A 12,534-nucleotide genomic window follows, 5' to 3' on the forward strand; every position below is an offset into this window, starting at 1 on the left:
TGGGTTGGCAGTTTAAAGGAACAGACCGAGACCCGGGCGGGTTCCTTCGGGGAATTTGACGCCGACTTTCTGGATCTTGTTCCCGTCCATGACGGCAACAGTCCAAATAGTTCCGTTCCATTCAATCTGGTCGCCAACCACCGGCTCGCCTCGGTTCTTCTGCACTATGAACTGACTGAGCGGCATATTGGGGTCAATGCCATCCAGTTTCAGACCATACAGCGCCGCGACTTCACCCAGTTGTGCGTCGCCTTCGAGCACGAAATCGCCGAAGAAGCGCAGATCCTGACCGCGCTGCGGCGCTTGACTGAAGAGTTTGCCCAACGCCGGAAGGTCATGCTCGTGGCCGATGACACACAGCAGATCATCCACTTCCAGCGTTGTGCTACCCGACGGGTGGAGCAGTTGCTGACCGCGGAACAGTGCGGCGATGCGCGTGCCTTCGGGCATTTTCAGTTCCCGCAGCGCGGCGCCGATGCACCATTTTTCGGCGCCAAGGCGGTAAACGAACAGCTCCCATTCGCTGGTGACGTGTACCTCCAGCGCTGCCCGGGAAACAGGGGCAGGGTCTGGCGGAACCGTGACTTTCAGCAGCTTGGCCATCCAGGGCAGGCTGGTACCCTGCAGCAACAGCGAGACCAAGACGATAAAGAACGCCAGGTTGAAATACAGCTGAGCGTTGGGCAGCCCGGCCATCAGCGGGAACACGGCCAGAATGATCGGCACCGCGCCGCGCAAGCCTACCCAGGCAATGAACGCTTTCTCGCGACCATGAAATACCTTGAAGGGCAGCAGGCCGACCAACACCGACAGCGGCCGCGCGACGAGGATCATCCAGAGTGCGAGCCCCAAAGCCGGCAGGGCAATCGGGAGCAGGTCATGAGGCGTGACCAGCAGGCCCAGCACGAGAAACATGCCGATCTGCGCCAGCCAGGCCATGCCGTCGAGCATGTGCAGGATCCCGTGGCGGCTACGGATTGGCCGGTTGCCAAGTACCAGGCCGCACAGGTAGACCGCCAGAAAGCCGCTGCCGTGAATGGCGTTGGTCAGCGCGAAGATCGCCAGACCGCCGGCAATGACCAGGATCGGGTATAGACCTGCCGCCAGATTGATGCGATTGACCAGTTGCAACAGAATCCAGCCACCGCCAAGACCGATGACGCTGCCGATGCCGAATTCCTGAATCAGGTGCCCCAGAAGCCCCCAGTGCAGACCGGTCTGGCCACTGGCAATCATTCCGATCAGGGTCACGGTGAGAAACACCGCCATCGGGTCGTTACTGCCTGATTCGATTTCCAGGCTAGCGGTTACCCGCTCGTTCAGGCCTTTGCCGCCAAGCAGCGAGAACACGGCTGCGGCATCTGTCGAACCGACGATGGCCCCGATCAGCAAGCCTTGAATGACGCTCAGGTTGAACAGCCAGGCGGCCATCATGCCGGTCAGGACGGTGGTAATGAGGACGCCGACAGTCGCCAGCGACAGGGCTGGCCAGAGCGCTACCCGGAAACTGGACACCCGCGTGCGCAGCCCGCCGTCGAGCAGAATAACCGCCAGCGCCAGGTTGCCGACCAGGTAGGCCGTTGCATAGTTGTCAAAGATAATCCCGCCGCCATCGACGCCTGCCACCATGCCCACTGCCAGGATGATGACCAGAATCGGGATGCCGAGACGCGACGAAAGAGAGCTGACCAGGATGCTTGCGGCTACCAGCAACGCGCCGATCAGGAACAGGCTGTTGATGGTGGTGGCGTCCAAGGGCGGTACTCCAAAGAAAACGAAACAAAAGCGGGAAGAGCGAAAACTGACCATGCAGTCCGCGTGCCAAGCGATTTAACCTGTTGAATTGCTTGGCTGTCAAAGTGCAATTTCACGCGGTTGCGGCAGACCGGCGCTCCAGAGCACACGGTTCGTTGCAACTCGGCGGCTGATACCGACTTGTACAGCGCAGGTCAGGCGCTTCTGGCGCTCAATTGTCCAGGCCTCAGCCATCAGAGGTTTTTCTATAGATAGTTAGTGCCACGTGCGCGCTATTGGATGATTACGTGCATGACTTCTCTCATACAGGAAGACGTCATGACATCCATACCTTCGAAAATACCTATGACTGATCAGCAACGGCTGCGCGAACGCGCGCGGCAGTTTGTGCTCGATTATCCCGACCTGCACGATCTTGCCTATGAAGCAGCCAGCAATATCATGCTTCAGCACACGAAAAGGGTGTTCAATCCTGACAAGGTGTACTGGCATCGTTTTGGCAGCGCGAGCAGCAGTCCGCGTACCTTTACCGGCTGGCAGCATTCCGGTAAGCCGGTGCAATCAATGACGTTGATCGAACTGCTCATGCAGCGCTTCGAAGCCCACGACCAGGAAGCCAGCGACGAGCTCTCCCTGTACGGCGGTTTTTACACCGATGGCCCGGATCATGGGGCTTTCGACGAGCGCAACGAGGTACCCATGCTGCCTCAGGACGTGCTCAAGGACATGTGGACACTCGATTTCAGCGAGCAGTACACCCGCCGTATGGAGCGTTTCTGGAGCACGCACAGCGAGAATTTCTGCATATTTGCCAAAGCGCACTATCTGGTTGCAGCCGGTAATTGTCTGCGCAAAGGCCAGCTTTCGCCAGACGACTTCAAACACGTCACTCGCTTCGTGGTTACTGACCCCTTACAGCCTCTTACGTTGAAAGGCTTGCTGGAATCGCCTCCGGCAACGCTTGGCCTTTCGGTGCATACGCTGGATATCAATGGCATCGAGGCCCACAACATGCTGCGCATTGTTATCGCCGATGGTCGGGAGGTTATTTATTGGCCTGATGCCGAGCAGCCTTTTCGGGTGTTTGATAACGAACGCGCTTTGTACAACTGGCTCAAGGAGCAGTTCCTGAGCGAGCAGGCCGGCAAGGCGCTGACAGGCCATTTCCTGCGAGGCCAAGCGGCACTGATAAAAGACAGCGCCAGCTTTTCCAGTGGTGTGAGCGAGTTGCTCGCGCAGGACTGGCATGCCGATGTTCGACTTATCAACCTATCCCAGGCACCCATTGTGGGTGATCCGTTTATTTACCAGCGTGATATTGCGCGCCAGGCCATGAGCGCCGATGCGCGTCAACTGCTGACGTCCAATACCGATCTGCGCAAGCAGATGTGGATGGGATATCTAAGTGCGTTCATGCAGGTTTTTGGCGGACTTGCCCCATTGGGGTGGCCTGTTGCCCTGACACTGGTTGGCGCAAGCTTTGCCAACACCGGTTTGAACATCGAACAGGCGGTCAACGGCAAAACCCCGGCGCAACGCCGCGCTGGTGTGTTGGGGGCCATTATCAACACCCTTTATCTGCTTTTTAATCTGCCACTACTGATGTCCATTCGGGCCACGCCCGAGCCCACGCAATTAGTGCGTGCCGATGTTGTGTCACTGCCCGGTGAAATTGTGCAGGGCAGCGTGCCTGTTGATCTACTGGATAACATGGAAGGCAACCTGCTGCTGGACAGCCTCACGCCTTCAGCCGCGGAAGGCAGGTTTCGTAGTATTTACTCGCTGAGCAATGGCGAAACCTGGATCAAGCTTGGGCAACTGCCTTACCGCGTGATGTTCAATGAGCAAGAGCATTGCTGGTTTATCGTCAACCCTGACAATCCCTTTGCGTTCATCGGCGGCCAGCCTGTGCGCCTCGGTGCAGACGGGGAGTGGACTTTAATGAAACCACTCGGCTTGCAGGGCGGCTCGCCTATGGAGCCGCAGGTTCCGTCAACCAGCGCATTTGCTCCGGCAAGCAAACCTTACGTGGCGGTACGTTCGACGTTTTGGGACAGGTACCTGCAAACGGACATCTTCAACGAACAGTACTATTCGGACAGCGCCCTGGCTCGGCAGAAACAGGCCATGGCGATCTGGGAACCCACGCCGGAGGATGTTTTGGAGTCTGACTCTTCGTCCGACGGCGATGAGGTGTACAAAGACCCGTGGCACGGAAAACACAGAGTATTCAGGCTGGGCGAGGACGAATATAGCGGCGCTAACATCAAGCTCTACACTCAGGAGGACGCGATGTTCAATCGATTCCTGCGTACAGGCAAGCGTGATGTCAATCATCAGGTCAGGTTCATTGAGCGGCTTGCCGATGACATCCATGTGGTGGGCTATAACAATGATGTCGAGTTGTATCGGGGCGGCAGTGGCGATCGCGGCACCTCGGGTGCGGTATTCCGCAGCGGGCAGATCAAGGTCGGTGATGTTCTGGTCAATACCGATATCACCTCGTTCAGTGAAAACCCCTATGTGGTTGGCGCCTTCGCTAGCAGTCGTGCCGGTGCTCCCACCAACGCGCTCATTGCACCAGTAACGTTTGATGACACTTCGGTGGTGTTTGTATTGCCCAAGGGGCGGTATCTGAGGGCCACTCCGATTGCGCCGTTTTCAGCCTCGCCCGAGGAAGCCGAGTCGATATTTCTGCCTGGATGCTATTTTCAGATCGACAGCATCGAAGAAGTCGTCGGTGATTTTTACCGCATCATGAAAGTCCAGATGCAGGAGGTAGACCGCCCGGCTCAAGGGCTGACGCTTTACGATCTGCGCACGGGTGAACCCTTCAGCCGGGCGCAATATGCGCTCAAGCTGGGTGCAGACGCCAAGGTACTGGTCGACCGGTTTTTTCCGCATGACCCACTGGCCAACCTGTTCAGCCCTCACTGAGCAAGTGCCAGCCGGGGTTTGATCAAAACCAGTTCTCGTGCATTGCCAGGCACGTGTCATCACGGTTTTCCAGTATTGTCAGCTCGTGATGGCAGCTCGGTACTTCCCATGTCAGGAAGTACCGAGCGGCTTGCAGCTTGCCCCTGTAAAAGTCGTTATCAGCCGCATTGCCTTTGCTCAAACCTTCCTCTGACCGGATGGCCTGTTCCAGCCATCGCCAGCCGACGATGGTGTGCCCGAATACCTTGAGGTACAGCGCCGAATTGGCGAGGGTGCTGGTGATTCTGCCCTGAGCCATATCGGTCAACAGGCCAAGGGTGACGGCCTGCAGACGTGCCACCAGCTGTTCGAGAGGCTGGCGCAATTCATCAATGGGGGCGTGTGCCTGGGCGCGTTCGCAGGTGCCGGAAATCAGACGCAACAACTGCTTGAGTCCGGTCCCGCCGTTTTGCGCCAGCTTGCGACCCAGCAGGTCCAGCGACTGAATCCCTTGCGTGCCCTCGTGGATCGGGTTAAGGCGGTTATCCCGGTAATACTGCTCGACCGGGTACTCGCGGGTATAGCCGTGACCGCCGAGCACTTGAATCGCCAGTTCATTGGCCTTGAGACAGAACTCCGATGGCCAGGATTTGACGACAGGGGTCAGCAGGTCGAGTAACTCGTGAGCCTGCTTGCGGACATCTTCTGTCTCGCCGGTCTGGGTATCGTCGAACAGCCGCGAGGCATACAGGCAGAGGTCAAAGGCGCCTTCCACATAGGCTTTCTGGGTCAATAGCATGCGCCGCACGTCAGCGTGCTGAATGATCGGGACAGGCTTGCTTTCCGGGCTTTTGCTGTCTGGCAAACGGCCCTGCGGGCGATCGCGGGCGTACTCAAGTGAATACAGATAACCCGAATAACCCAGCATCGCAGCGCCAAGGCCGACGCCAATGCGCGCTTCGTTCATCATCTGAAACATGTAACTCAGACCTTGATGCGCTTTTCCCACCAGATAGCCAACACACTCGCCGTTATCGCCGAAGTTGAGCGCTGTGGACGTGGTGCCTTTCCAGCCCATCTTGTGAAACAGCCCGGCCAGCAATACATCGTTGCGTTTACCCAGGCTGCCATCTTCGTTGACCATAAATTTTGGCACGATGAACAGCGAGATGCCTTTGACCCCGCCAGGCGCATCCGGCAGTTTCGCCAGAACCATGTGTACGATGTTCTCGGATAGCGAATGATCGCCTCCGGAAATGAAGATCTTGTTGCCGCGCAGTCTATACGTACCGTCCGCTGCGGGTTCTGCACGTGTGCGTATGTCAGACAAGGACGAACCTGCATGGGGTTCAGTCAGCGCCATGGTGCCGAAAAAACGGCCCTCGATCATAGGCTGCAGAAAGCGCTGCTTCTGCTCGTCGCTACCAAAGCTTTCGATCAGATTGGCCGCGCCCATCGTCAGGAACGGGTATGAGGTGGTCCCGACATTGGCTGCCTGAAAGTGCGCGAAACACGCTTGGGAGAGCAAGGTAGGCAACTGCATGCCGCCCGCTTCGAAATTACGCGATGCGTTGAGAAAACCGGCTTCAAGGAACGCGTCTACTGCCGGCTTGACCTCTGGAATCAGAATGGCCTCTCCGTTCTCGTAGCGCGGTTCGTTCTCGTCAGCCTTGCGATTGTGCGGCGCGAAGTATTTTTCCGCGATGGTACGCGCGGTTCCCAGCGCAGCATCGAAGGTTTCTCGCGAATGCTCGGCAAACCGCTCACGCCGGATCAGCCCCTCGGCGTCCAGCACTTCGTACAGCTCGAAAGCCAGATTTCGGGAACTGAGCAGCGACTCGGACATAATGGCGTACCTATTATTGGAATAGGCTCAGTCTAGGGCGCGTTGTGCGTTGGCGGTAGCAAGATTGATTCGGATGATAGGTGCTCTTTCGAACAGCCATCGTTGCCACGCTGGAGCGCGGCAACGAGATAGCGTGTTGTATCACCCGATCGTCATCAAGCTCGCATTGCCGCCAGCCGCCGCCGTGTTGACGCTCAGTGCGCGTTCTATCACCAGACGCTCCAATGGAACACTGGTTTCGCCGTGGGACAGGCCGTTGACGCCGACTATCGCGCCGTTGCGCCGCGCGATCTGCTGGCAGATAGCGCGTAGCTGGTCCGAGTCGCCGTGGTGCAGGACGGCGTCAATGGTGACTTCATCCTTTTTCCAGTCCGGAACGAGCTTGATACGTGCCTGCACCTCTTTGGGCAGGCGCGCGCGCAGTGGTTTGCCGACATCTGTTTCCGGCCAGACGGCCGAGCCGCCGACAGCCAGAATGGCCGCCAGTTGAATCAGCAGGTCGGCTTCGTCATCGGCCAGGCACAAGATGTGCTCGCGTGGCAGGATCGCATAGCTGTTGCGCTCGCCGGTAGGGCCTGCCAACTGGCGGGTAATGCCGCTTTGCGACTGCTCGGCGTACTGGCTGCACAGCGCATCCAGTTCGGCGTTTTGACTGCTGGCGGCCCATGCTTTCAATGCCTGCAGCGGTTTGCTCATCACCTCGCGCAGACGGGTATCCGGCGCGACCAGCGCGTCGCCACGCTCGAACGATTTCTCGATAGCATCGTGAGGTCGTGTCGACAGCAGGCGATAAAGATACAGCGGACCACCGGCTTTTGGGCCTGTGCCGGACAAACCTTCGCCGCCAAACGGTTGAACACCCACCACGGCACCAACAATGTTGCGGTTGACGTAGACGTTACCGGCATTGACGTTGTCGATGACCTTGGCGATGGTTTCGTCGATGCGGGTGTGTACGCCGAGTGTCAGGCCATAGCCGGACGCATTGATCAGGCCGATCAACTGGTCCAGCGCCTTACGCTTGTAGCGCACCACGTGCAGCACCGGGCCGAATATTTCGCGTTGCAGCTCATCGAAGCTTTCCAGCTCGATAAGGGTAGGCATCACATAGGTGCCGCGCTTGAGTTCGGCACTGTCGGCCATGGCCACCTGGTAAACCGTGCGGCCTTTGTCGCGCATGGCCTGGATGTGTTTCTCGATCCCGGCCTTGGCCTCGGCATCGATGACCGGGCCGATGTCCACGGACAGGCGCTCCGGGTTGCCCAAGCGGCTTTCGGCCATTGCGCCCTTGAGCATTTCGATGACGCGGTCGGCGGAGTCTTCCTGCAGACACAGCACGCGCAGTGCCGAGCAGCGTTGGCCGGCGCTGTCGAACGCCGAAGACACCACGTCGATCACCACCTGCTCGGTCAGCGCCGAAGAGTCGACGATCATCGCGTTCTGGCCACCGGTTTCGGCGATCAACGGGACAGGACGGCCCTGAGAATCCAGGCGACCTGCGACATTGCGTTGCAGCAGGCGGGCGACCTCGGTGGAACCGGTGAACATCACGCCCTTGATGCGCTCATCACCCACCAGCCCGGCACCTACGGTTTCGCCACGGCCTGGCAGCAGTTGCAGCACGCCTTCCGGAATTCCTGCCTCAAGCAACAGGCGCACGGCCTGAGCGGCGATCAACGGCGTCTGCTCGGCAGGCTTGGCCAGCACCGGGTTGCCAGCGGCGAGTGCGGCGGCAACCTGCCCACTGAAAATCGCCAGCGGGAAGTTCCAGGGGCTGATGCACACCACAGGTCCCAGAGGGCGGTGGCCGTCGTTGGTAAAATCATTTCGTGCCTGCACAGCGTAGTAGCGCAGGAAATCCACCGCTTCTCGCACTTCTGCGATGGCGTTGGCGAACGTTTTGCCTGCTTCCCGGACCAGCAAGCCCATCAGCGGCTGGATTTCGGCTTCCATAAGATCGGCAGCACGCTCCAGAATTGCAGCTCGCTCGGCAGGCGGTGTGGCCTGCCAGATCGGGCCGGCGCTCAAGGCGCACTGAATGGCGTTATCCACGTCTTGCAGGGAGGCTTCCTGCACATGACCCACCACATCACGCATGTCCGAAGGGTTCAATGCAGCGGTCAGGCTGCCTGCACCTGCCGGGCAACCGAGCATCGGCGCGGCTTTCCAGTCGTTGTGTGCGGTAGCCAGCAGTGCCGAAGACAGCGAAGCCAGACGATGTTCGTTGGCCATGTCGATGCCGCTGGAGTTGGCGCGTTCTGAGCCGTAAAGGTCACGCGGCAACGGAATGCGCGGGTGCGGCAGGCCGAAACCGCCTTCCTGCGTGGCCATGCGCTCGATCTGGCTGACCGGGTCGGCCACCAGTTCCTGAATGGAGATAGAGTGGTCGGCAATCCGGTTGACGAATGAGGTGTTGGCGCCGTTTTCCAGCAGGCGGCGGACCAGATACGCCAGCAGCGTTTCGTGGGTGCCGACCGGTGCGTACACGCGGCATGGACGGTTCAGCTTGCCATCGGCCACTTTGCCTACGACTTGCTCGTAAAGCGGTTCGCCCATGCCGTGCAGGCACTGGAACTCATACTGGCCGGGGTAGTAGTTCTGACCGGCAATCTGGTAGATGGCCGCCAGAGTGTGGGCGTTGTGCGTGGCGAATTGCGGATAGATGACTTCCGGTGCCGCCAACAACTTGCGGGCGCAAGCGATGTACGACACGTCGGTGTACACCTTGCGGGTGTACACCGGGTAGCCTTCCAGGCCTTCGACCTGTGCGCGTTTGATCTCGCTGTCCCAGTAGGCGCCTTTTACCAGACGTATCATCAGGCGATGACGACTTCGACGTGCAAGGTCGATCACGTAGTCAATCACATACGGGCAGCGCTTCTGATAAGCCTGAATCACGAAGCCGATGCCATTCCAGCCAGTCAGCTGTGGTTCGAAGCACAGGCGTTCGAGCAGGTCCAGCGACAGCTCCAGGCGGTCGGCTTCTTCGGCGTCGATGTTCAGGCCGATATCATATTGTTTGGCCAGCAAGGTGAGCGCCAGCAGGCGCGGATATAGCTCTTCCATCACGCGCTCGTATTGAGCGCGGCTGTAGCGCGGGTGCAGCGCCGACAGTTTGATGGAAATGCCCGGGCCTTCGTAGATGCCGCGGCCATGGGACGCTTTGCCTATCGAGTGAATGGCCTGCTCGTAGGACGCCAGATATTTCTGGGCGTCGTGCTCGGTCAGTGCTGCTTCACCCAGCATGTCATAGGAGTAGCGGAAGCCCTTGGCTTCAAACCGGCTGGCGTTGGCCAGGGCTTCACCGATGGTTTCGCCGGTGACGAACTGCTCGCCCATAAGGCGCATGGCCATGTCGACGCCCTTGCGGATCATCGGTTCGCCGCTTCTGCCAATGATGCGGCTCAGCGAAGAGGTAAGGCCTGCTTCGTTGTGTGTCGCGACCAGCTTGCCGGTCAGCAACAGGCCCCAGGTTGCCGCGTTGACGAACAGTGACGGGCTGTTGCCGAGGTGTGGCTGCCAGTTACCGTTGCTGATCTTGTCGCGTATCAAGGCATCACGCGTGCCCTTGTCCGGGATGCGCAGCAGCGCCTCGGCCAGACACATCAGGGCAACGCCTTCCTGAGACGAAAGCGAAAACTCCTGCAGCAGACCCTGAACAATACCGGCACGACCGCCGGCGCTTTTCTGATTGCGGAGTTTCTCGGCAATCGATGCAGCCATCTTGTTGGTGGCTTCTGCAACAGGCGCCGTCAGGCGAGCCTGCTCAAGCAGCATGGGCACCACTTCGGGTTCGGGGCGTCGGTAGGCCGAGGTAATAGCGGCGCGGAGCACTGATTGCGGCTGGATGCTTTCGGCAAAATCCAGGAAGCATTGCAGGCCGGTGTCTTCCGCCAGCTCGCCACGGTCATCGCTGTCCTTGCCTGTCGAGCCATCGAGCTCCAGCAAGGTTGCACCACTCTCCAGCTTTTCCAGGTAATTGAAGATCGCCTGCTTGATCAACCAGTGCGGTGTACGGTCGATGGACTGCGCGGCAGCTTTCAATCGCTCGCGGGTAGGGTCGTCGAGTTTGACGCCAAGAGTGGTGGTGGCCATATGTTGTCCTCTTTATAGCCACTCGAATGTGGCATCGGCTTTGGCGCAGGTTAGCGCTGGAGTCGGCGAGGTGCAACCGAGTGCAACCCTGTTTGGAGAATATTTTGTGACATTCACAGGGAACGGTCAGTGAAATGATCCCTGCGCTCAATGCTGGTGCGCGTTTTTTCGTGTATTGCGTCGAAAACGCCCTAAAATAGGGCGGAAAATCGCCCTTGCCTGTTTTTTTGTAACAGGTGCAACTTGTGCGATGAAATGGGTTGCACCTTGTCTGCTTTGTTTCATAGCATCCATCCCTCGGTGCAACCGTGACTGTCATTCCGCAGGGGATCAGTCAGCGCGGTGTCGGGTGCACAGGTGAATATCGCCGGTCCGGTGGTTCACGGGTGCATCAGGTGCCAACATAAAAACAATGCCAAGGCAGAACTCATGAGTGTCAGCAACCCTACCTTGATCACGTTCGTGATCTACATCGCGGCAATGGTACTGATCGGCCTGATGGCCTATCGCTCGACCAACAACCTTTCGGATTACATTCTTGGCGGACGCAGCCTGGGCAGTGTGGTCACTGCACTGTCGGCGGGTGCTTCGGACATGAGCGGCTGGCTGCTGATGGGGCTGCCGGGCGCCATCTACATGTCGGGTCTGTCGGAGAGCTGGATCGCCATCGGCCTGATCGTCGGTGCTTATCTCAACTGGCTGTTCGTGGCGGGGCGTCTGCGTGTTCAGACCGAGCACAATGGCGATGCATTGACGTTGCCGGACTATTTCAGCAGTCGTTTCGAGGACAGCAGCGGGCTGCTGCGCATCATTTCCGCCATCGTGATTCTGTTGTTCTTCACCATCTATTGCGCTTCCGGCATCGTTGCCGGTGCGCGCCTGTTTGAAAGCACCTTCGGCATGCCCTACGAAACCGCTCTTTGGGCCGGCGCCGCGGCGACCATCGCCTACACGTTTGTCGGTGGCTTCCTGGCTGTCAGCTGGACAGACACTGTGCAGGCCACGCTAATGATCTTCGCGCTGATCCTTACGCCGATCATCGTGCTGCTGGCGACAGGCGGGGTCGATGCGACGTTCCTGGCGATTGAAGCGAAAGATCCGACCAGCTTCGACATGTTCAAGAACACTACTTTCATCGGCATCATTTCACTGCTGGGCTGGGGGCTGGGCTATTTCGGTCAACCGCATATTCTGGCGCGCTTCATGGCGGCGGATTCGGTCAAATCGATTGCCAACGCCCGTCGCATCTCCATGGCCTGGATGATTCTGTGCCTGGGCGGTACCGTGGCGGTCGGCTTCTTCGGGATCGCCTATTTCTCTGCCAACCCGGATGTGGCCGGCCCGGTGGTCGAAAACCCCGAACGGGTGTTCATCGAGCTGGCCAAACTGCTGTTCAATCCCTGGGTTGCCGGCGTGCTGCTCTCGGCGATTCTGGCTGCTGTCATGAGCACGTTGAGCTGTCAGTTGCTGGTGTGCTCCAGCGCACTCACCGAAGACTTCTACAAGGCTTATCTGCGCAAGGACGCTTCCCAGGTCGAACTGGTCTGGGTCGGTCGCGCAATGGTGCTGCTGATCGCGATCATCGCCATTCTGCTGGCGGCCAACCCTGAGAACCGTGTGCTGGGTCTGGTGAGCTACGCCTGGGCCGGTTTCGGTGCGGCATTCGGCCCTGTGGTGCTGATTTCGGTACTGTGGAAAGGCATGACGCGCAACGGCGCTCTGGCTGGCGTGGTTGTCGGTGCGGTGACCGTGGTGTTGTGGAAGCAGTTCAGCACGATGGGGCTGTATGAAATCATCCCCGGTTTCATTCTCGCCAGCATCGCGATCGTGGTGTTCAGCCTGATCTGCAAGCCAGCATCGGCTTCGATGCAGGCGCGTTTCCTCGCGGCTGAGCAGGACTTCAAAGCTAACCGCTAACAGCA

General features: G+C 58.9%; 5 protein-coding genes. 2 read left to right on the forward strand and 3 right to left on the reverse strand.

The genetic code is table 11. The features are described 5' to 3' along the window. Window positions 1–12 precede the first annotated feature (12 nt). The gene (locus tag POR16_RS02200) at window positions 13–1,755 is read right to left on the reverse strand and encodes a potassium/proton antiporter (RefSeq protein ID WP_005888380.1); all 1,743 of its coding nucleotides are present in this window, start codon (window positions 1,753–1,755) and stop codon (window positions 13–15) included. A gap of 318 nt (window positions 1,756–2,073) precedes the next feature. Between POR16_RS02200 and POR16_RS02205 the strand changes: the two genes are divergently transcribed. After that, window positions 2,074–4,692, forward strand: coding sequence for a dermonecrotic toxin domain-containing protein (locus POR16_RS02205; protein WP_005888384.1), 2,619 nt, complete (start codon window positions 2,074–2,076; stop codon window positions 4,690–4,692). Between the two features lie 22 nt (window positions 4,693–4,714). Here the strand turns inward: POR16_RS02205 and POR16_RS02210 are convergent, their stop codons facing one another. Then, window positions 4,715–6,517 (reverse strand): acyl-CoA dehydrogenase, encoded by a 1,803-nt coding sequence (locus tag POR16_RS02210; protein WP_005888385.1) that lies wholly within the window; start codon window positions 6,515–6,517, stop codon window positions 4,715–4,717. A gap of 141 nt (window positions 6,518–6,658) precedes the next feature. Further along, window positions 6,659–10,612 carry a trifunctional transcriptional regulator/proline dehydrogenase/L-glutamate gamma-semialdehyde dehydrogenase gene (gene putA, locus POR16_RS02215; RefSeq protein ID WP_005888387.1) on the reverse strand — a complete coding sequence of 1,318 codons (3,954 nt, stop codon included), beginning with the start codon at window positions 10,610–10,612 and terminating at the stop codon, window positions 6,659–6,661. A 429-nt stretch (window positions 10,613–11,041) separates the two neighbouring features. Between putA and putP the strand changes: the two genes are divergently transcribed. Further along, window positions 11,042–12,529 (forward strand): sodium/proline symporter PutP, encoded by a 1,488-nt coding sequence (putP, locus tag POR16_RS02220; protein ID WP_005888389.1) that lies wholly within the window; start codon window positions 11,042–11,044, stop codon window positions 12,527–12,529. Window positions 12,530–12,534: the final 5 nt, after the last annotated feature.

Source organism: Pseudomonas coronafaciens pv. oryzae str. 1_6, assembly GCF_000156995.2.
In the GTDB taxonomy this organism is placed as follows: domain Bacteria; phylum Pseudomonadota; class Gammaproteobacteria; order Pseudomonadales; family Pseudomonadaceae; genus Aquipseudomonas; species Aquipseudomonas tremae.